17 protein-coding genes are annotated in these 19692 nt (G+C 71.4%); 10 read left to right on the forward strand and 7 right to left on the reverse strand.

The window, feature by feature from the left end:
- Positions 1-41 precede the first annotated feature (41 nt).
- Together ACFUPX_RS25845 and ACFUPX_RS25850 are read right to left on the reverse strand one after the other, a co-directional pair.
- Positions 42-1229 (reverse strand): lipase family protein, encoded by a 1188-nt coding sequence (locus tag ACFUPX_RS25845; protein ID WP_383327196.1) that lies wholly within the window; start codon positions 1227-1229, stop codon positions 42-44.
- Positions 1230-1316: 87 nt separating this feature from the next.
- Entirely contained in the window at positions 1317-2333 is a 1017-nt protein-coding gene (locus tag ACFUPX_RS25850; protein WP_383327199.1) for an AraC family transcriptional regulator, read from the reverse strand.
- 184 nt (positions 2334-2517) lie between these two features.
- On the opposite strand from ACFUPX_RS25850, the gene ACFUPX_RS25855 reads away from it, so the two are divergent.
- The gene (locus tag ACFUPX_RS25855; protein ID WP_383327202.1) at positions 2518-4614 is read left to right on the forward strand and encodes an AMP-binding protein; all 2097 of its coding nucleotides are present in this window, start codon (positions 2518-2520) and stop codon (positions 4612-4614) included.
- A 259-nt stretch (positions 4615-4873) separates the two neighbouring features.
- On the opposite strand, the gene ACFUPX_RS25860 is transcribed toward ACFUPX_RS25855, so the two are convergent.
- Entirely contained in the window at positions 4874-5188 is a 315-nt protein-coding gene (locus tag ACFUPX_RS25860; protein ID WP_383327205.1) for an AzlD domain-containing protein, read from the reverse strand.
- On the reverse strand, positions 5185-5946 hold the full coding sequence (locus ACFUPX_RS25865) for an AzlC family ABC transporter permease (protein WP_383327208.1): 762 nt from the start codon (positions 5944-5946) through the stop codon (positions 5185-5187). Before ACFUPX_RS25865 ends, ACFUPX_RS25860 begins: the two co-directional genes overlap by 4 nt.
- A gap of 100 nt (positions 5947-6046) precedes the next feature.
- On the opposite strand from ACFUPX_RS25865, the gene ACFUPX_RS25870 reads away from it, so the two are divergent.
- Positions 6047-6736 (forward strand): helix-turn-helix domain-containing protein, encoded by a 690-nt coding sequence (locus tag ACFUPX_RS25870; protein ID WP_383327211.1) that lies wholly within the window; start codon positions 6047-6049, stop codon positions 6734-6736.
- 21 nt (positions 6737-6757) lie between these two features.
- Here ACFUPX_RS25870 and ACFUPX_RS25875 read toward each other — a convergent pair whose 3' ends face one another.
- Positions 6758-8125 carry an FG-GAP and VCBS repeat-containing protein gene (locus ACFUPX_RS25875; protein WP_383327214.1) on the reverse strand — a complete coding sequence of 456 codons (1368 nt, stop codon included), beginning with the start codon at positions 8123-8125 and terminating at the stop codon, positions 6758-6760.
- A gap of 448 nt (positions 8126-8573) precedes the next feature.
- Entirely contained in the window at positions 8574-9518 is a 945-nt protein-coding gene (locus ACFUPX_RS25880; protein ID WP_383327217.1) for a MurR/RpiR family transcriptional regulator, read from the reverse strand.
- A gap of 120 nt (positions 9519-9638) precedes the next feature.
- Between ACFUPX_RS25880 and ACFUPX_RS25885 the strand changes: the two genes are divergently transcribed.
- The 6 genes from ACFUPX_RS25885 to ACFUPX_RS25910 are packed head-to-tail and all read left to right on the forward strand — an operon-like array spanning position 9639 to position 16171.
- A complete protein-coding gene (locus ACFUPX_RS25885) occupies positions 9639-10862 on the forward strand; it encodes a C45 family autoproteolytic acyltransferase/hydolase (RefSeq protein WP_383327220.1) in 1224 nt (407 codons plus the stop codon).
- Complete coding sequence (locus ACFUPX_RS25890; protein ID WP_383327223.1) at positions 10859-12523, forward strand: ABC transporter substrate-binding protein; 1665 nt, start codon at positions 10859-10861, stop codon at positions 12521-12523. The genes ACFUPX_RS25885 and ACFUPX_RS25890 overlap by 4 nt, the downstream gene beginning before the upstream one ends.
- Positions 12524-12532: 9 nt before the next feature.
- Positions 12533-13480, forward strand: a complete 948-nt coding sequence (locus ACFUPX_RS25895) for an ABC transporter permease (protein WP_383327378.1) — start codon at positions 12533-12535, stop codon at positions 13478-13480.
- Positions 13480-14367, forward strand: a complete 888-nt coding sequence (locus tag ACFUPX_RS25900) for an ABC transporter permease (RefSeq protein ID WP_383327226.1) — start codon at positions 13480-13482, stop codon at positions 14365-14367. The genes ACFUPX_RS25895 and ACFUPX_RS25900 overlap by 1 nt, the downstream gene beginning before the upstream one ends.
- A 2-nt stretch (positions 14368-14369) precedes the next feature.
- Positions 14370-15362 (forward strand): ABC transporter ATP-binding protein, encoded by a 993-nt coding sequence (locus ACFUPX_RS25905; RefSeq protein ID WP_383327229.1) that lies wholly within the window; start codon positions 14370-14372, stop codon positions 15360-15362.
- The gene (locus tag ACFUPX_RS25910) at positions 15362-16171 is read left to right on the forward strand and encodes an ABC transporter ATP-binding protein (RefSeq protein WP_383327231.1); all 810 of its coding nucleotides are present in this window, start codon (positions 15362-15364) and stop codon (positions 16169-16171) included. The genes ACFUPX_RS25905 and ACFUPX_RS25910 overlap by 1 nt, the downstream gene beginning before the upstream one ends.
- 221 nt (positions 16172-16392) lie before the next feature.
- On the opposite strand, the gene ACFUPX_RS25915 is transcribed toward ACFUPX_RS25910, so the two are convergent.
- Positions 16393-16596 (reverse strand): cold-shock protein, encoded by a 204-nt coding sequence (locus ACFUPX_RS25915; protein ID WP_018528239.1) that lies wholly within the window; start codon positions 16594-16596, stop codon positions 16393-16395.
- 336 nt (positions 16597-16932) lie between these two features.
- On the opposite strand from ACFUPX_RS25915, the gene ACFUPX_RS25920 reads away from it, so the two are divergent.
- On the forward strand, positions 16933-17817 hold the full coding sequence (locus ACFUPX_RS25920; protein WP_383327381.1) for a menaquinone biosynthetic enzyme MqnA/MqnD family protein: 885 nt from the start codon (positions 16933-16935) through the stop codon (positions 17815-17817).
- 133 nt (positions 17818-17950) lie between these two features.
- Positions 17951-19651, forward strand: a complete 1701-nt coding sequence (locus ACFUPX_RS25925; protein ID WP_383327235.1) for a serine/threonine-protein kinase — start codon at positions 17951-17953, stop codon at positions 19649-19651.
- Positions 19652-19692: the final 41 nt, after the last annotated feature.

The raw sequence follows: 19692 nt of genomic DNA on the forward strand, positions 1-19692 counted from the left end.
GCTGTTGGAAGCCGCCGCGCGCCCTCTGCTCTGAGGACCTGCTAGCAGTTGCCCCGCGCCGCCTTCCCCGCGAAACGGTCCGCCAGCCAGTTGGCCGCGAGCGGGGACTGGGTGATGACCCCGGAGACGTGCTCGCCGAGCGGGACCGTGTGCCACTCGACGTTCGCGCCCTTGGCGCACCAGTCCTTGCGGACCTGCTTGCCGACGCCGTACGGGATCAACTCGTCGGTGATCACGTGGTACTGGTACACCGGCGCGTCCGGAGCTTGCGTGCCGACCGTCGACTCGCGCAGGCGCTGCTGCCAGTCCGGCTGGTCGAGGGGGTTCTTCACCGTCATGTCGGTGATCTTCTTGAAGGAGCCGAGGACCGCGCCGTCCGCCACGCAGCTGTTGCGCAGGGCGCCGATCAACTTCTTGCCCGCCGGGTTGAGATAGGACTCCAGGTTCAGTTCGGGGAAGGCCGCGTTCTGGCCGATGGCCGCCATGAAGACCAGGCCGGAGCCGTACGAACCGTCGTTGAAGTCGGCCACCTTCCGCAGGTCGCCCGGGACGCCGCCGGTCGCCGTGCCCTTGACCTTGAGGTCGGGGGCGTACGACCCGTGCAGCTCGGCGGCCCAGCCGGCGGCCTGCCCGCCCTGCGAGTAGCCCATGATGCCGACCGGGCTGTCCTGGCCGAGCCCGGCCTCCGGGAGGCGGATCGCGGCGCGGGCGGCGTCGAGCATGGCCTGGCCTTCGGCCTTGCCGACCGTGTAGGTGTGGTCGCCGGGGGTGCCGAGGCCTTCGTAGTCCGTCACCGCGACCGCCCAGCCGCGCAGGGTGAGCTGCTGGATGAGGTTGGCTTCGAGGGTGGTGCCCCTGGGGAAACCGGCGCTGGGGGCACAGTGATCACCCATGCCGATCGTCCCGACGGCGTACGTGATGAGGGGGCGGGGGCCCTTCCTGCCGTCCTGCGGCACGATGACGGTGCCGGAGACGGTGTTCGGTTCGCCCTTCGCCGTGGTGGAGCGGTAGTTGACCTTCCAGGCCTTGGTGTTGGTGGGCTGGCCCGGGAGGGGGTGGAAGCTGCTGGGGGCGGAGCTGACGATGTCGCCGGGGGCGGCGGCTTCCGTGGGGGCGGCCTGTGCCGTCGCGACCGGGGTGACGACGGCCGACAGGCTGAGCGCGGCGGCCACGGCCAGGGCTCTTGCGCCGGCCCTTACGTCGGCTCTTGCGCTGGAACGAACGTGCATGCGGCTCTCCCAACTGGTGTCAGGGGCTGGGGTGTTCAGGCGTCGACCGTAGTGACCGGCGAGTAAGTTCGGCGCTGGCGGGAGCGCTCACCTTTGTTGACCCCAGGTCTCGTAGCGGTACGCGCCCGGGGTCGTTCCCGTCCACCGCCGGAAGGCCCGATGGAAGGCCGTGTCCTCGGAGAACCCGAGCCGGGCGGCGAGCTCGGCGATGGGTTCCGCCCCTTCGCTGAGCCCCGCTATCGCCGCGTCGCGCCGCACGGCGTCCTTCAACTGCTGGTAGGAGGTGGACTCCTGGGCGAGGCGCCGGCGCAGGGTCGCGGGGCTCACCGCGAGGCGGGCGGCGATCTCGCCGAGGGAGGGCAGGCGGGGGGAGGTGCGCAGGGCGTGGGCGAGGGCGCGCCGCACCTGTTCGGCGACCGTCGTCCCGTACTCGCGTCGCGAGAGAAGATCGAAGGGTGCCCGGTTCAGCATGGTCTCCAGGGCGGTCTCGTCCCGGATCAGTGGCGCGGCCAGCCAGCGCTCGTCGAACCCGGCGCCGGTGCGGGCCGCGCCGAAGCGGACGGGGCAGCCGAAGAGGAGCCCGTACTCGTCCTTGTGCGGGGGCGGCGGATGCCCGAACTCGGCCCAGTGGAGGGGGATCCGGCGCCCGATGAGCCAGCTGCAGAGCCGGTGCCAGATGATGACGAGACACTCGGCGAGGAAGTAGTCGTGTTCGAGGTCGTTGCGTACGGCGAAGACGGCGCTGCCGGTGTCGCGGTGCTCCAGGGTGAGGTCCGGGCCGCCCGCGAAGAGGCCGTAGAAGGTGGCGCCCCGCTCCATGGCCGCGCCGAGATCGCGGCAGCCGAGGGACGCGTGGCACATCATCGCGAAGGTCCCCGGCCTGCTGACGGCCCCGCCGAGGCCGAGGAACTCGTCGCCGGTGGCGCGGTACAGCTCCCGGAAGAGCCGGGCGAACTGGACCTCGGTGATGCGGGCCCGGTCGTCGCCGAGGAGGAGCGGGGGGATCTGGGCGGTGCGGAGCAGCGGGACGGTGTCGATTCCGTGGCGGTCGGCGCCGTGCAGCATGGCGCGGACGTGGTGGACGGTGATGGTCCTGCTGGGCATGGGGTTTCCTTCCCCAGTCGCGGGGCTACCCGAAACGGGTGGGGCGGCCCGGTGTCGCGCACGTGCCCCGGGCCGTCCTGCCCCGCTGCCGCCCGCTCACCGTCTCTGGCCTGAGCTTCCCGGCCAACTCCGCTGACGCTTCCCGTCATCCCGCGCGGGCCCGCCCTGTCCCTAGCGTCTAGGCATGCAGCCGACGGAGCGCCCCGAGACCCTGGCCGTACTCACCGAATGGGCGGCGGACCGCCACGGCAAGCTGCCCGCTCTCCGCTTCAGGTCCGAGGGCGGGACGTGGTCGGACATCTCGTACGAGCAGCTGCGCGCACGGGTCCGGCAGCTCGGCGAAACCCTCCTGACCCTGGGCGTCCGCCCCGACGACCGCGTGGCGATCCTCGCCGAGACCCGTCCCGAGTGGACGTACGCGCACTTCGCCGTGTTCGCGGCGGGAGCGGTGGTGGTGCCGGTCTACCCGACGGCGGGGGACGAGGAGGTCGAGTGGGTGATCGGCGACTCGGCCACATCGGTGGTGATCTGCGAGGACGCCGAGCAGGCAGCGAAGATCGAACGGCTGCGCGGGCGGTTGCCTGGGGTGCGGCAGGTGGTGCTGATGGTGGGGGATGGCGGGGTGCGGCCGTCTGATGGGTGGCAGCGCCTTGAGGGGGAGCGGCCTGCTGGTGGTGGGGAGCGGCTTTCTGGTGGTGGGCAGCGGCCTGACGGGGAGCGTCCGTCTGGTGGCGGGGAGCGGCCTGACGGGGAGCGTCCGTCTGATGGCGAGCAACGCGCCGACGGGAAGCGTCCCTCTGGCCATGATCAGTCGCCCGAGCGGGAGCTGCCTTCCGACCGTGATCCGCGCGCCGACCCTGAGCGGCGCCGCGACCGCGACCGCGAGCAGGCCGCTGGCCCTGAGCAGGCCGCCGGTCCCGAGCAGGCCGCCGGCCCGGGTTCGCCGGAGGCCCTGCTGGAGCGGGCGCGGACCCGTGCCCCCGATGACTTGGCCACCATCATCTACACCTCAGGGACCACCGGCCTGCCCAAGGGGTGCCTTCTCACCCACGCCAACCTGGGGGCCGTCCAGTCCGCGACGCTGCCCCTGATCGAGGGCGGCCCCGGCGACTCCACGTACCTCTACCTCCCGCTGGCCCATCTCCTCGCCCAGCTCATCGAGTTCACCACCCTCATCGAAGGCGGCGAGCTCTGCTTCTTCGGCGGGAGGATCGAGAACGTCGTCGCCGAGCTGGCGGAGGCGCGGCCCACGCATCTGCCGTCCGTGCCGCGCCTGTTCGAGAAGGTGTACTCCGTGGTCCTCTCCCTGGCGGAGTCCCAGGAAGGCGGCCGTGAACGCTTCGAGGAGGCGGTACGCATCGGGGTCCTCGCGGCGGACGGAGCCCTGCCGCCCGATCTCCAGGAGGCGTACGAGGCTGCCGACAAGGCCCTGTACGGGCTGGTCCGGCAGGCGCTGGGAGGGCGGGTGCGGTGGGCGCTGACCGGTGGCGCCCCGATCGCGCCGCACGTCGTGGACTTCCTGCGGGCGTGCGGGATCGCGGTCTACGAGGGGTACGGGATGACGGAGTCGGCCGGGGTCATCAGCCTCAACCACCCGGGCGCGGTCCGGTACGGCACGGTCGGCCGCCCCATCGAGGGCTGCGAGGTCCGCATCGCGGAGGACGGAGAGGTGCTGGCCCGGGGTGCGATGGTCTTCCCCGGCTACCACGCGGACCCGTCCGCGACCCGTGCCGCCCTGGACGACGAAGGCTGGCTGCACACGGGCGACTTGGGCGCGGTCGACGCGGACGGCTATCTCAGCATCACCGGCCGCAAGAAGGACCTGATCATCACCTCCGGAGGCAAGAACCTCACCCCGTCCCTCAGCGAACTGGCCATCCAGCGCTCCCGTTTCGTGTCCCGAGCGGTGATGGTGGGCGACAGCCGTCCCTACCCGGTGGCGCTGATCACGCTGGACGCGGAGGAGATCGGAGCGTGGGCGGAAAGGGAGGGCCTGGAACGAACCCCCCAGTCGGAGCCCCTCTCCCGAAACCCGCGCGTGCGCGCCCTGATCCAGGAGGCGGTGGACGCGGCGAACGCGGAGGTCTCCCGCCCGGCGGCCATCCGGGACTTCGCGGTGCTGGAGGAGGACTTCACGGTGGAGGAGGGACTTCTGACGCCGAGCTTGAAGGTGCGGAGGCGGGCGGTGACGGAGAGGTATGCGGGGGTGGTGGACGGGTTGTACGGGGAGGGGGGTGCGGGGGCCATGCCACTCCCGTCGGCCGGGAGGGCTCGGGGGTAGCCGCCGGTCCGACCGGGGCCCCGGTGGAGGGCAGCTTCCGCCGGGGCGAGTGCTGCGTAGGGCCGGGAGGCGTGCAGGGGGCGGGCGGGGCGGGGCTGCGTCCCGCCCGCCCGCCGCGCCGGCATGGTGGTCGTTCGCCATGCCGATGCGAGTCCCGGGTGCGTATGGGGGGAGGGAGGGATCGAGCCGCGCGGTATGCGCGCGGGCGGCGGTCGAGGGGCTGGACGCGGAGGCCGATCCGGTGGGCGTGCCCCGAGGGCTACGCCACTCCCGCCAGCCGCAGCAGTGCCGTAGTCGCTGCCGCGCCCACCACTACCACCGCGAACGGTGCCTTTCGCCAGGCCAGTACCCCGCCTGCCAGGACGCCTAGGGGGCGGGCCCAGCCGGCGAAATCGTGGCCCTCGGTCAGGGCGCCGGTGGCCAGCAGGGCGACCAGGAGGACCGTTGCTCCGACCGTCAGCAACTCTTGCATGCGGGGCGGCAGTTCGATGCGGCCGTGCAGCAGGGGGCCCGCGAGGCGGAAGACGTATGTTCCCGCGGCCAGGGCCAGTACGCAGGCGAGGTAGGCGTTCACGACGTGCTCCTCCGGGCGGCGGTGGGGGCAGTGGGGCGGCTGGGTCCGCGGCGGGCGGCGAGCAGGCCGAGCAGCGCGAGCAGCACCGGCACTCCGGCGGGCAGCCAGGGCGCGGCGACGACCGCGATCACGGCACCGGCAGCCGAGGCCCGCCGCGTCACGCTGTCGCCGCGCAGCGCGGGTAGCACCAGGGCCAACAGCACCGCGGGGAACGCGGCGTCCAGCCCGAAGCGGGCGGTGTCGCCGATCGCGGATCCGGCGAGCGCACCCCCGAGAACGCTGACGTTCCACACGACGAACAGACCGAGCCCCGATATCCAGAACGCGGCCTTGCGCTGCTTCTGGTCGGGCTGGGCGAGGACGAAGGCCGCCGTCTCGTCGGTGATCAGATGCGCGCCCAGCAGCCGCGCGGCCCAGGACCGCCCCAGGCTGTCCGCCACGGCCAGGCTGAAGGCCGCCGTGCGGGAGTTCAGCAGCAGCCCGGTGGCCGCCGCCGCCACCGGGCCACCACCGGCGACCAGGATCCCGATCGCGCTGAACTGGGCGGAGCCCGCGTACACGAGCAACGACATCAGCACCGGCACCCAGATGGGCAGGCCGCCCGCGACGGCGATCGCACCGAAGGAGAGACCGACGACGGCATCGGCGAGCCAGACGAGGGCGATGTCCCGCAGGACGCCGCGGGGGAGATGGGAGAGCCGTACGAAGCCGTCGTTCGTTCGCTCTGGCGGGCTGTCTGTTCGGTGTGACGAACGCATAGGTCGTAGGATGGGTGGAGTGACGTACGTTCGTCAAGCCGAACGTTATGTGCGGTACGGCGAACGGTTGGGTGAGAGAAGGCGAGGAGTCGGGATGGGCATGGCGCGGGGCAGGGCGGGCGAGCAGGACGAGAGCGCGGGTCCGACGACAGGCTCCGGAGCGGGCCCGGCCCGCCGTGTTCCGGCCGCTTCCGGAGTGGGGGCCCCAGCGCCCGGAGCCAAGGCCGCCGCCCCCGCCCCCTCCCGTCTCCCCCGGGAATGGATCGCCGCCGCCCTGCGCCGGGAGCGCGCCAAGGCCGGGATCTCGCTCTCCGAGCTGGCCAAGCGGGCCGGGATCGCCAAGTCGACGCTCTCCCAGTTGGAGGCGGCCACCGGCAATCCGGGGATCGAGACGGTGTGGGCCCTCGCCGTGGCGCTCGGGGTGCCGTTCAGCGTGCTCGTGGAGTCGCCTGCTCCCGCCGTGACCGTGATCCGGGCGGGGCAGGGACCCACCATGCAGGCCGAACAAGCCTCGTACGCAGGGACTTTGCTCTCCGCGGGCCCCCCTGGCGTACGCCGCGACATCTATCACTCCGCCGTGGAGCCCGGCTCCGTACGCGAGTCGGAACCCCACATCCCGGGGTCCGTGGAACACCTCGTCGTCTCCACCGGCCGCCTCCTCGCCGGGCCGAGCGACGAGACGGTGGAGCTGGCCGCCGGTGACTACATGTCGTACCGGGGAGACGTCCCGCATCTGTACGAGGCGCTGGAGCCGGGCACCACCTTCGTGCTGGTGATGCAGCACGTCTGATGGCTGAACGACGGAGGAGCGTTACTGCAGGAAGCCCGCGATGAGCTCCCCGTCGTACGCCGCCGCCCCCGCCGTGGTGATGCCGCCGGCCGAGCCGGGCAGCCGCAGGGAATCGAGGGCGCTCACATGCAGGTCGGCCTTACCGTCACCGTTCGTGTCGCGCAGCCGGACCAGGCCACCGAACTGGTCGTCGGACGTCAGCGGCCCCGGCACGCCAGGGGTGTTGCGGGCGAACCACTGTGAACCGGTGCCGGACAGACCGGCTGCTCGCCCCTTGAAGACGTGCACGCCGCCCGCGTACTCCTTGCCGTCGATCTCCTCGCCCCGCGCGCCGACCGCGAGGTCCGCGTAGCCGTCGCCGTTGGCGTCACCCGCCGAAAGGGACGAGCCGAACTCGTCGTAGTTCTCCGGCGATCCGGCGACGCCGCTCGTCGACTGGCTGAGGCGGGCGCTGCGGGACGGGCCGCCGGAGGCGCCGTACCAAACGCTGACGCGGCCCTTGTGCTTCGAGTAGAGGGAGGTGCCGACGGCGATGTCGCCGTAGCCGTCCTTGTCGAAGTCGGCGATGACACCGTCGCCGCCGCGCTCGGAGCTGCCGCCGTTGCCGGACTGGGACTCCAGGCGCAGGCTCTTGCCCGGGGTGAGTGAGCTCGCGCCGCCCTTGATGAACCAGGCGTCGGACGCGATGGACGAGGAGCTGACCACGTCGCCGATGATCGCGAGGTCGGTCTTCTTGTCGCCGTTGACCTTGCCGGAGATCAGGGCCGTGGCGTAGAAGGACGTCGTCTTGTCGAGCTTGGTCACGGTGCCGGTGGTGCCGGAGCGCTTGAGCGGGCCGCGGTAGACGTAGGCCATGGACTCGTTGATGACGGCCAGGTCCTGCTTGCCGTCCCCGTTGAAGTCACCGGTCGCCAGGTCCATGCCCATGTAGTTGTTGCGGCCCGGGTTCTTGTTGGGGAGATCCGTGCCCTTGGACAGGCCGGAGGCGGAGCCCCACAGGATCGTCACGGCGCCCTGGTCGGCGCCGCGGGAGCCGTTCTCGCCGGTCGCCGCGACCGCGAGGTCGCCGTACCCGTCGCCGTCGAAGTCCGCGGCGGCGCGTACCTCACCGAACATGTCGTCGGCCTCGTCGGCGCCGGGCACGCCGGCGCTCGCCTGGGTGATGCGCTGCTGTCTGGAGCCGGGGCCGCCGGCGGCCCCGAACACCACGGTGACGCCGCCGCCCCCTCTGGCGCTGAAGCTCGAGTACGCGTAGTCGCGGTAGCCGTCGCCGTTGAAGTCGTCGCCGTACTTCGCGGGCGCGGCGCTCGCTGCCGTGGCGGGCAGGGCGAGGGGGATGAGTCCCGCCGCCAGGAGGGCGGCGAGCGGGGCCGTTGTGCGGATGCGCATGGGTGTCGGGGTTCCTTATGAGTCGCGGAGGCGGTGAGCCCGGTCGGCGATCCGAACGCCGGAGCCGGGTGCGGGGCGCCGCGCCGTTCACCGGGAGTTGTCCCAGGTGACGCGCGGGGTCCGCGAACAGGAGACCGGTGGTGGGGGCGAAGGGTTGTACTTGGTCGCAGCGGAACGTCGTACGTGCGGTCGCGGCCCGTCTTTGGAACCCCACCGTCAGCGTGCGTGACGGGGGATGGCAACGCGGAACGGCAACGCGCGGCGCGGGACGGCACCGCGCGGCGCGCGCAAAGCGGCGGGTGAGGCGCAAGCCTCTGTCGGCACCGGTCAGGCGGGCGCCTCGCCGCCCGCACCGCCCCCAGAGCATCGCGGGGGCAGGGAACTGCACCAGGTCGCCAGGTAGCAGGGCGACACGCCCAGTGAGTCAGCGTCCCAGAAGCCCCCCGGGCTACCCCTTCCGCGGCCTCGGCGACAGCAACTGCTCCCTCAGTGCCGTCAGTTGATGCGACGTCTCCACCGCGAGCCCCTCCTCCAGCGTCGCCAGACCCAGCAGCAGCGCGTCCGCCACCAGCAGCGCGGTCAACGCCTCCGTCGTGATGCCGGTAGGCGTATGCGGCGCCGTCAGGACCGCGTCCACCCGTGGCCCGTACAGCTCCGCCAGTTCATCCGTGACCAGGACGACCCGCGCCCCCACCGCCCGCGCCCGCTCTATCAGCACCGTCAGCTCGGTCAGCGCCCGGCCCGGCTGGAAGATCACCACCGCGTCTCCCTGCCGCACGGCGAGCAGATGGTCGGCGAGGGCGAAACCGGTGTCCCCGAAGTACCGTGCCCGGCGGCCGATCCTGCCCAGGGCCAACGCCAGGTGCCGCGCGGCCAGTTCGGACGCCGCGATGCCGTAGCAGTGGATCTCCGCGGCCTGGGCGAGGAACCCCACCGCGTCCCGCAGCGCCTCGCCCGGCGTCAGGCGCCGCGCGTGCTCGATGCGCTCCTGGGCCTCGTCGAACACCTCGCCCCAGATGCCGTCCAGGTCACGCCCCACATGCGCGATGCGCTGCTTCAGGCGCACCTCGGGCGGCACCGCCGACGTGAAGTCCGACGCCAGCTCCCGCTTGAGCGCGGGCAGCCCCGCGTACCCGAGGCGCTGCATGGCGCGGACGACCGTCGCGTTGCTGGTGCCGCTCGCCGCGCCCAGCTCCTGCGCGCTGGCGAAGAGCAGCGACTCGGCGGGCGCGCTGACCACGTACTGGGCGACGGCCCGCTCGGACGTCGAGAGCGTCTCCCACTGGTCGCGCACCGCGGCCCGCAGCCGTGCGAGCCCCGCGCCGCCGCCGGAGGACCCGGCCCCCGACCCGGCCCCCGCCTCAGCCCCCGTACCATCCTCTGAAATTTCCATTACAGCTATTGACTCTCGTGTGATGGCCGTTACTCTCCTGGCAACACATTCCAGAAGGAGAGATTTCCGTAACCGACGTTACAGGACGGTCCACGGAACCTCTCCGTCGCGAGGAGAACAATGGCACCCCGCCCCGCCCCCGCCGCCCCTGAACGCTCCGAACGCTCCGGACGCTCCCTCCCGGTCATCGAGATATCCGGCACCCCCGTCGAGCGCGGCCACCAGTACGGCGAAGCCGTCCGACCCCAACTGCACGCCGCCCTCGCCTATTACGAGGAGGCGTTCGGCCAGTCGTCCGGCCTGACCTGGAGCCAGGTCACCGACCGCGCCGCCCGCTGGACGGAGCCGGTCCGCGCCTACGCACCCCACCTCCTGGACGAGATGCGCGGCATCGCCGAGGGCGCCGGAGTCGGCCTCAACGACATCCTCGCCCTCAACGCCCGAGGCGAGGTCATCTACGACCGCTCCTTCGCGGACATCAAAGCTGAGAAGGCGGCTGAGGATGTGGCAGAGGAGGTGGCCGGGGAAGAGCCCGCCGAAGGCTGCACCTCCTTCGCCGCCTACGGAGAGGCCAGCGGAGACGGCCACGTATGGGCGGGGCAGAACTGGGACTGGCGGGCCAAAGTCGCCGACACCGTCGTCATGCTCCGCATCGTCCAGCCCCCGCACCCGACCCTGATCATGCAGGTCGAGGCGGGCCAGATCGGCCGCCAGGGCGCCAACTCGGCGGGCATCGCCCTCAACGCGAACGGCCTCGGAGGCCGCTTCAGCGACGCGATCGGCCTCCCCCAGACCGTCGTACGCCGCAGTGTCCTGGACCAGCACTCCATCACCGACGCCCTCGAAGTGCTCTGCCGCACCCGCGCGCACATCGCCTCCAACGCCCTGCTGACCTGCCGCGAAGGCTTCGCCGTCGACCTGGAGACGACCCCCGCCGGGCACGGCTGGATGTACCCCACGGACGGCCTCCTCGTGCACGGCAACCACTACCAGGCAGGCGTCCCGGCGGCGATCGCCGCGAACTACCGGCCCATGTCGTCGGACTCGCTCGTACGCGTCCCCCGCGCCGAACAGGGCCTGGCCGCCCTGCGCTCGTCCACCGGCGCCGACGAGTCCCGCAAGCTGATCAAGCAGGCCATGTCCGACCACCTCGGCCACCCCGAGTCGCTCTGCACCCACCCCGACCCGCGCAAGCCCGACGTCAAGCACTGGATGACGCTCGTCTCCTCCTGCGTGGACCTGACCAGCGGCGACTACCACGTCACCGCCGGCACCCCCTGCGACCGCGACTACCAGCACATGCCCTGGAACCTCTACGACGGCCCGTACGGAGACAACAGATGACGACGACCACCAGGACGGTGAAGCGGCCGGTGGTCGCCAAGCTCGCCGGGCTCACCGCACTCACGCTCCTCACCGTCTCCGCATGCAGCGGCGCCGACACCGCCGCGACCGGCGGCAAGCCCGCCGACGCGGCGAAGCTGAAGCTGAGCGCGACGACCGCGGCCGCCAAGGGGACGCTGGACAAGGCGGACTGGCTCCTGGAGGACGAGCCGGACTCGCTCGACCTCGACACCCAGGGCTCCAGCGCGGGCCGCGTCGTCCTGACGAACGTCTGCGAGCGGCTCTACCAGCTCCAGCCCGACATGACGACGAAGCCCTTCCTCGCCGAGAAGGCCCGTACGCCCGACGACACGACCCTCGTCCTCACTCTCCGGACCGGCGTCACCTTCCACGACGGCTCGAAGCTGACCGCGGACGACGTCCTGTGGTCGCTGAAGCGGCACGCCGATCCGGACATGGAGCAGGCCGACGAGTTCGGCAACGTCAAGTCCATGAAGAAGACCGGCGACCGCGAGATCACCATCCGCTTCAAGTCACCCGACGCCCTCTTCACGAAGGCCCTCGCGGGTGACGCGGGGATCGTCTGGAACAAGGAGCAAGTAGCCGCGGCGGAAGAGGACTTCGGCACGCCGGGGCAGGGGGACGCGTGCAGCGGACCGTACGAACTGAAGGGCTGGAAGTCCGGTGACTCGATCACCATCGGGGCGTACGACGGCTACTGGGGCAAGAAGCCGCTGACCCGGCAGGTCGTCTTCCGCTGGGCGTCCGACAGCGCGCTGGTCAACGCCCTGAAGACGGGCGCGGCCGACGGTACGTACGCCGAATCCCCGAACACCGCGTCCGCCCTGCGCACCAGCAAGGGCCTCGACCAGCACTACGGCCCCTCCACGGCGTCCCTCGTGCTCATCCCGACGGCCCGCGGCGGCCTGAAGGACCCGCAGATCCGCCGGGCCCTGTCCCTCGCGATCGACCGCACGGGCATCGCGAAGTCGGGATACGGCGGCCTCGTCCAGCCGTGGGCCACGCCCGTCGGCTCGGGCGCCTGGGGCTACGAGAAGCCCGCGTTCGAGGCGGCCCAGGAGGAGTTGGCGGACGCCGCTCCCGCTTCCCCGGACGCCGACGATCTGGCGAAGGCCAAGGAGCTGGTGAAGGAGGCGGGGGCGCCGGCCGACCCCATCGTGATCGGCACGGACAGCAGCCAGGGCAGGACGGTCGTCGCGAACGCGGTCCGCTCCGCGCTCCAGCGGATCGGCCTCAAGGGGCAGATCAAGACCGTCCCCACGGCCCAGTTCGAGGAGTTCTACAGCGATCCGGCCGCGCGGGCCGACATCGATGTGCTGGTCGGCGACTGGTACATCTCCAAGGCCGACCCCATGGGCTTCTACGACAACGGCCTCTCCGACTCCTCCAACAACTGGGTCGGCTTCAAGGACGCCACGTACGACAAGAAGGTGCGGCAGGCGCTGAGCACGCTCGACGACACGAAGCGGGCCGAACTCGCCATCGACGTACAGAAGCGGTTCGTGGACGCGGGCGTCTGGATCCCGGTCGCGCAGGTCCCCTCCGCCCTGGTCATCAACGACAAGCTGACGGGGCCGCCCGCCTCGCAGGCCTACCTCTACTACCCGTGGGCCGCTCAACTCGGCCCGAAGAAGGGCTAGGTGAGTGCCGTGCTCGCTCGGATCTCGCGACGCCTCGCCGGGCTCGTCGCCACCCTCTTCGCCGCCTCGTTCGTCATCTTCGCCGCCGTGTACGCGGCGCCCGGGGACCCGGCGGTGTTCCTCGCGGGCGGCCGGGACAAACTGACGCCGGAGCGCCTGGCCCAGGTCCGCTCCCAGTACCACCTGGACGAACCGCTCGTGGTCCAGTACGGCCGGTGGCTGTGGGACTGCGTCCACTTCGACCTGGGGCGCTCCTTCAAGTACAGCGACCAGGTGGCCGACCTGGTGACGGCCCGCTTCCCCACCACCCTCCAACTGGTCGTGTACGCCACCGTGTTGTTCGTCGTCCTGGGGGTGGGCGCGGGAATCCTGGCCGCGGTCAAGCGGTCCACGTGGGTGGACTCGGCGGTGGTCGGGGGCACGACGCTCGCGGCCTCGGTGCCGTCGTTCGTGGCGGCCATCGCGCTCGTCTCCCTCTTCGGGGTGCAGCTCGGGTGGTTCCCGGTCTCGGGCTCGGGGGAGGGCTTCGGCGGCACGCTGCACCATCTGACGCTGCCCGCCCTGTCGTTGGCGCTCGGGGCGCTCGCCATCATCAGCCGGGTCACGCGCCAGGCGATGGCGGACGCCGCCGCGTCCGACCACGTCGAGGCGGCCCGCGCGTCGGGCGTCCCGGAACGGGACATCATCCGGCGGCACGTCCTGCGCAACGCGCTCGGGCCGATCATCACGATGTGCGGACTCGTCATGGCGGGAATGCTGGCGGGCACGGTCGTCGTGGAGACGGCGTTCGGCATCAGCGGCATCGGCTCGCTCCTCGTGGGCGCGATCAATACGCACGACTTCCCGGTGGCGCAGGCCGTCCTGCTGCTCATGGTCACCGGCTACATCGTGGTGACGACGCTGGTGGACGTGGTCCACCCGCTGCTCGACCCGCGGGTGAAGGAGGCACGATCCTGATGGCTTCCCTTTCTACTTCTGCTTCTGCTTCTGCTTCGGGGGCCCCGCCTGCTGTGGCGCTCGCGCCCTTGGCCGTACGTCGCCGTCGGCGGCCCGTGGGGGTGATGGTGGCCGCCGGGCTGCTCGGCCTGGTCGTCCTGGCCGCGGTGTTCGCGCCGCTGCTCGCGCCCTACGCCCCCGACGCGATCGACCTCTCGGCATCCCTGGTCGGCACGTCGGGCGACCATCTCCTCGGTACGGACTCGTCGGGCCAGGACCTGCTCTCCCGCGCGCTGTACGGAACCCGCACGAGCCTCATCGCGCCGATCCTGCTGCTCGCCGTCGCCGCCGTACTCGGCGTGACGCTCGGGGTGCTCGCGGCCTGGCGCGGGGGATGGGTGGACGCGCTGGTCTCCCGGATCACGGACGTGATGTACGCGTTCCCGGGCCTGCTGTTCACCGTCCTGATCATCGCGGTCTTCGGTGCCGGAATGACGACGTCGGTCCTGGCGCTTGGTCTCGCCTTCACGCCCACGATCGCCAAGTACGTGCGCTCACTGGCCCTTTCGGAGGCCCGCAAGCCGTACGTGGACGCCTACCGGGTGCAGGGGATGGGCGGCGCGCGGATCTGCGTGGCGCACCTCGTGCCGAACCTGGGCCGCGCGATCCTGGGCTACCTGGTGGTGCTGTTCGGCGAGGCGCTGATGTCCCTCGCGACGCTCTCGTACCTGGGCTTCGGCGCCCAACCGCCGTCATCCGACTGGGGCTTGATGGTCCAGGAGGGGCAGGCGGCCGTGGTCCAGGGCGCACTGCTTCCGGCGCTCGTCCCCGGCACGGCCATCGCACTGGTCGTCGTGTCCTTCAACGTGGTCGGGGTCTGGGCCGCCGACCGGCTAGGGAGGCAGTGACCATGCTGCTGGAGATCGAAGACCTGACCCTGCGGATACCGGGCGCGGCCCGGCCGCTCCTCGAATCGGTGTCCCTCACGGTGCGCCCCGGCGAAGTCGTGGGCCTGGTGGGCGAGTCGGGCTCGGGCAAGTCGACCACGGCGAAGGCGGCGCTCGGCCTGCGTCCGGCGGGGGCGGCGACCTCGGGCTCGGTCCGCGTGAACGGCACCGAGGTCCTGACCCTCACGGGCGAGGCCCTGCGGAGCCACCGCGCGCGGACCGTGGCCATGGTCCACCAGGACCCCCGCGCCGCCCTCAACCCGGTGCGCCGCATCGGGGACTTCCTGGTCGAGCGGGGAGCGACCCGGGAACGGGCCGTCGAACTCCTCGACGCGGTGGGCCTTTCCGACCCCGAACACCGCGTACGCCAGCGCCCGCACGAGCTCTCCGGCGGCATGCTGCAACGCGTGGTCATCGCGGGCGCGCTGGCGGCCGAGCCGAGTCTGCTCCTGGCGGACGAGGCGACCAGCGCCCTTGACGTCACGACACAGGCGGAGATCCTGGCCCTCCTGCGCCAACTCCGCTCCACCAGGGACCTGGGCCTCCTCTTCATCACCCACGACCTGCATCTGGCGGCGGCGTACTGCGATCGCGTGTACGTCATGTACGCGGGCCGAGTGGTCGAAGAGCGCACGGCGAAGGCCCTGTTCGCCTCGCCCGCCCACCCCTACACGCGCGGCCTGCTCTCCTGCTCCCCGACCCTGGGCGACACCACCCACCCCCTCCGCCCGATCCCGGGCCGCCCGCCGTCCCTGTCGGACACGTTCAAGGGCTGCCCTTTCGTTTCGCGGTGCGGGGAGGCCGAGGAGTCGTGCGAGACGTGGGACCCGGAACACGTGGAGCTGGACGACAACGGAACGGTCGCCTGCGCCGTTGTAGGCAGGCGTTCCGGAGGGCGGAACGGGTGGGCACAACCCAAGACGCCGCGTACTGACGCAACCGAGGTGAGCCACTGATGCCCCAGGACCTGTTGACGGTGACCGGCCTCAGCAAGAGCTATCCCCTGCCGGGCGGCGGCAGCCACCGGGCGGCCGAGGACGTGACGTTCACGCTCCAGCCGGGCGGATCCATGGGCATCGTGGGCGAATCCGGCTCGGGCAAGACGACGGTAGCCCGCATGCTGGTGGGCCTGGCCCGCCAGGACGCGGGCACGGTGACGGTGAAGGACCGCCCCCGCGAGCCCCGCACCCCCCGTAAGCGCACCGCACGCCTGGCCAGGGCCAGGGAGATCCAGATGGTCTTCCAGGACCCCTACCTCTCCCTGGACCCCCGCCTCACCGCCACCCGGTGCCTGACCACGGCCCTGCGCCTGCACGGCAGGGACGAGAAGCTGGCGGCGGGGCTCCTGGACCAGGTGGGCCTCGGCGCCCGCGAGGCCGGCGCACGCCCCCGCGAACTCTCCGGCGGCCAGCGTCAGCGCCTCGCCATCGCGCGGGCCCTGGCGGTGGACCCCCAAGTCCTCGTCCTGGACGAGGCGGTCGCGGCACTGGACGTATCGATCCAGGCCCAGATCCTCCAGCTGCTCGGCGAGATCCGCCGGGACACCGGGGTGGCCCTGGTCTTCGTCAGCCACGACCTCGCCGTCGTCCAGCACATCACCGACGAGGTCCTGGTGATGCGCGGGGGCAAGGTGGTGGAACAGGGCCCGACGGAACAGGTACTGACGTCACCGAAGGACCCGTATACGACTCTGCTTCTGGCATCGGTCCCAGGAGAGGGCTGGAATCCGGACAAAGCAACAAAGGCAAGGGCGAATCTGGCTTAGCTACACAGGTCGCACCCCGAAGGGGTGCGGGGAACTGCGCGCCCAGCCCCCACGCACCCGCAGCATAAGAAGAAAGCCCCCAGCTAAAGGCCCCCAGGCCAGAAAAAGGCAGGAGCCCCGCCTTCCGCTTTCGCGGGAGGAAGGGCTCCTTGGGTACTGCTATCCATGTCCGGATCAAGTCACCGGAACTATCACACACCCCATCCGCATGGGGCGCCCCACTACTGGGGGGTGACGTTCTCCGCCTGCGGACCCTTCGGGCCCTGCGTGACGTCGAAGCTCACGGCCTGGTTCTCCTCAAGGGAGCGGAAGCCGTTCGCGTTGATCGCGGAGTAGTGGACGAAGACGTCGGGGCCTCCGCCTTCCTGGGCGATGAATCCAAAGCCCTTTTCGGCGTTGAACCACTTCACGGTTCCGGTAGCCATAAGCCCTCCTTGGGCCAAAGGGTTGCCCTGCTCCAGAACCTGCGATTGTTGAAACAACTGCATAAGTCTGAAAACGACGAGAGCCCGCGGGTCACATGCTCCGCAGGCTCTGTACTGCAAGGGAAACCAAACTGCAACTTGCGGCGAGCTTAGCACGCAGGCAGCCGAAAGCAATAGGGGGCAAGATCACGTCACCCGGATGTTTGACGGACCCCCCAGAGGGGTTGACGGACCAGGTCCGAAGGTCTTGACAAGGGCGGGATCGGGGCCCCGCTTTCTGCACCGTACCGCAAGGGGGCTAGCCTCCCCGATGTGGACAATTCTCCCGTTGACGCCATCGCCGGGGCGGGCTCCGATCAGCTCCCCGGCCCCCGCCGCACCCCCCGGCCGCGCGTCGGTCACATTCAGTTCCTGAACTGCATGCCTCTGTACTGGGGACTCGCGCGCACCGGAACGCTGCTCGACTTCGAGCTCACGAAGGACACCCCTGAGAAGCTCAGTGAGCAGCTGGTGCGGGGCGATCTCGATATCGCACCCGTCACTCTCGTCGAGTTCCTGAGGAACGCCGACGATCTCGTCGCTTTCCCGAATCTCGCGGTCGGCTGCGACGGCCCCGTGATGTCCTGCGTGATCGTCTCGCAGGTACCCCTGGACCAGCTGGACGGCGCCAGGGTCGCGCTCGGCTCGACCTCGCGCACCTCCGTGCGCCTGGCGCAGCTGTTGCTCGCCGAGCGCTACGGCGTACGGCCCGACTACTACACGTGCCCGCCCGACCTCGGCCTGATGATGCAGGAGGCGGACGCCGCCGTGCTCATCGGGGACGCGGCGCTGCGGGCGAACCTGATCGACGGGCCGAAGCTCGGTCTGGACGTGTACGACCTGGGCCAGATGTGGAAGGACTGGACGGGCCTGCCGTTCGTCTTCGCCGTCTGGGCGGCACGGCGGGACTACGTGGAGCGCGAGCCCGACGTCGTGGACGCGGTGCACAAGGCGTTCCTGGCCTCGCGCGACCTCTCCCTGGAGGAGGTCGGCAAGGTCTCCGAGCAGGCCGCGCGCTGGGAGGCCTTCGACGCGCAGGTCCTGGAGCAGTACTTCACGACGCTCGACTTCCGCTTCGGGAGCGCGCAGTTGGAGGGCGTCGCGGAGTTCGCGCGCCGGGTGGGCGAGACGACGGGCTTCCCCGCGGACGTGCGGGTGGAGCTGCTGGGTTCGCAGCAGTAATACGGGACCGCAGCAGGGCAGCCGTAGGGCACGCCCGCACCACCGGGCGTGCCTGCGGACTACCCTGAGCTGCAGACAATGCCGCGGCCCAAGTGGCCGCGGCTGTGGGGCGCGTCCGGGGGAGGCCTTCTTCATGCACCCGCTCGATCCCGGCGAACCGACCGCCGTCGGGCCCTACCGGCTGCTTGGCCGGCTGGGCTCGGGCGGCATGGGCCGGGTGTACCTGGGACGCAGTTCGGGCGGCCGTACGGTCGCGGTCAAGGTCGTCCATCCGCACTTCGCGCTCGACGAGGAGTTCCGCGCCCGCTTCCGGCGCGAGGTGGACGCGGCACGGCGGGTGGGCGGCGACTGGACGGCGCCGGTCCTCGACGCGGACCCGGAGGCCGCGGTGCCGTGGGTGGCCACGGGGTACGCGGCCGGGCCCTCGCTGACGGACGCGGTGCGCGACCTCTCCCCGCTGCCCGCGCATTCCGTACGCGTACTGGTCGCGGGCCTGGCGGAGGCGCTGACGCACGTACACGGTCTCGGTCTCGTGCACCGCGACGTCAAGCCGTCGAACGTCATGCTCACGATGGACGGCCCGCGCCTCATCGACTTCGGCATCGCGCGGGCGACGGACGGCACGGCCTCGCTCACCTCGACCGGCGTCTCCGTCGGCTCGCCCGGCTACATGTCGCCGGAGCAGATCCTCGGCAAGGGGGTCGCCGGGGCCGCGGACGTGTTCTCGCTGGGGGCCGTCCTGGTGTTCGCGGCCACGGGGACCTCGCCGTTCCCGGGCGACTCGTCGGCCTCGCTGCTCTACAAGGTCGTCCACGAGGAGCCGGAACTCGGCGCACTGGACGGCGACTTGCGCGACCTCGCACGCGAGTGCCTGTCCAAGGACCCCGGCGCACGCCCCACCCCGCAGGAGATCGCCCGACGCCTGGCCCCCGGCGGCGCGAACGACCTGGTGGCGGCGGGCTGGCTGCCGGGGCCGCTGGTGGAGCGGGTCAGCAGGAGCGCGGTGCGGATCCTGGACCTGGAGACGGACGGGGCGGGCGGCGCGGAACAGCCGTCGGGCCCGGTGCCGTTCGGCACCTCCATGGTGGGCGGGCCACCACCGAGCGGCCACGCCACTCCCGCCCCGGTGCGCGAAGCGCCGCAGGGCAGCGGCTCGTTCGGCCCGCCGGACCCTTCGTACGACCCGGTTCCCGCCGCGTCGTACGTCCCCACACAGACGTCGGGCTCTTCCGGCCCGCCCGGCCGGGTCTCCGTCTCGGTCGCGGCGACCTCGACGCCCAATGGGCCCGACGGACGTGGCCGCAAGGTCAGTTGCACGCTGGTCCTGGGCGTCGCGGGCGCGCTGGCGGCGGTGACGGTCGGCACCGTCTTCGTCCTGGGACTGCTCCCCGACGACGACGGCGGTTCGAGCGACGCGGCGAAGAAGCCCCCGAACGCGACGGCGAGCGAACAGCCGGGTGACGGCGCGGACCAGGACGGCGGCAAGGTGCCCGCCTCCTACCGCGGCACCTGGGAGGGCCAGGCCATCGCGGCCAACGGCGCGGTCCCGATGGGCACGTTCAGGCTGAAGGTCGAACAGGGCAAGGTCGGCGAACGCTTCGCGGTCATGACGCAGACGGACCAACTGGGCGGAGTCTGCACGGTGGACCTCACCCTGAAGTCGGTGTCGAAGAAGGAGATCGTGGCCCAGGGCAAGGGCCAGGCGGACAGCGCGGCCCAGTGCACGAAGAACAGCCATACGGTGCGGTTGCGGCCGAAGGGGGACGCGCTGCTCTATCTCTCCGAGAACGAGGAGTCCGGAAACCCCCACGCCCAGAGGACTGGGTTAATGTGAGTGGGGGGGGCGACATGAGCTCATGTCGCCCCCCCCTCATG

Origin of the sequence: Streptomyces sp. NPDC057302, from assembly GCF_042667685.1 — a bacterium.
In the GTDB taxonomy this organism is placed as follows: Bacteria; Actinomycetota; Actinomycetes; order Streptomycetales; family Streptomycetaceae; genus Streptomyces.

Excerpts from the sequence above, each read along its gene's own strand:
- ACFUPX_RS25845 (WP_383327196.1), bottom strand. The coding sequence starts at position 1,229 with ATGCACGTTCGTTCCAGCGCAAGAGCCGACGTAAGGGCCGGCGCAAGA.
- ACFUPX_RS25850 (WP_383327199.1), bottom strand. The coding sequence starts at position 2,333 with ATGCCCAGCAGGACCATCACCGTCCACCACGTCCGCGCCATGCTGCAC.
- ACFUPX_RS25855 (WP_383327202.1), top strand. The coding sequence starts at position 2,518 with ATGCAGCCGACGGAGCGCCCCGAGACCCTGGCCGTACTCACCGAATGG.
- ACFUPX_RS25865 (WP_383327208.1), bottom strand. The coding sequence starts at position 5,946 with ATGCGTTCGTCACACCGAACAGACAGCCCGCCAGAGCGAACGAACGAC.
- ACFUPX_RS25870 (WP_383327211.1), top strand. The coding sequence starts at position 6,047 with ATGGCGCGGGGCAGGGCGGGCGAGCAGGACGAGAGCGCGGGTCCGACG.
- ACFUPX_RS25875 (WP_383327214.1), bottom strand. The coding sequence starts at position 8,125 with ATGCGCATCCGCACAACGGCCCCGCTCGCCGCCCTCCTGGCGGCGGGA.
- ACFUPX_RS25880 (WP_383327217.1), bottom strand. The coding sequence starts at position 9,518 with ATGGAAATTTCAGAGGATGGTACGGGGGCTGAGGCGGGGGCCGGGTCG.
- ACFUPX_RS25885 (WP_383327220.1), top strand. The coding sequence starts at position 9,639 with ATGGCACCCCGCCCCGCCCCCGCCGCCCCTGAACGCTCCGAACGCTCC.
- ACFUPX_RS25890 (WP_383327223.1), top strand. The coding sequence starts at position 10,859 with ATGACGACGACCACCAGGACGGTGAAGCGGCCGGTGGTCGCCAAGCTC.
- ACFUPX_RS25900 (WP_383327226.1), top strand. The coding sequence starts at position 13,480 with ATGGCTTCCCTTTCTACTTCTGCTTCTGCTTCTGCTTCGGGGGCCCCG.
- ACFUPX_RS25905 (WP_383327229.1), top strand. The coding sequence starts at position 14,370 with ATGCTGCTGGAGATCGAAGACCTGACCCTGCGGATACCGGGCGCGGCC.
- ACFUPX_RS25910 (WP_383327231.1), top strand. The coding sequence starts at position 15,362 with ATGCCCCAGGACCTGTTGACGGTGACCGGCCTCAGCAAGAGCTATCCC.
- ACFUPX_RS25915 (WP_018528239.1), bottom strand. The coding sequence starts at position 16,596 with ATGGCTACCGGAACCGTGAAGTGGTTCAACGCCGAAAAGGGCTTTGGA.
- ACFUPX_RS25925 (WP_383327235.1), top strand. The coding sequence starts at position 17,951 with ATGCACCCGCTCGATCCCGGCGAACCGACCGCCGTCGGGCCCTACCGG.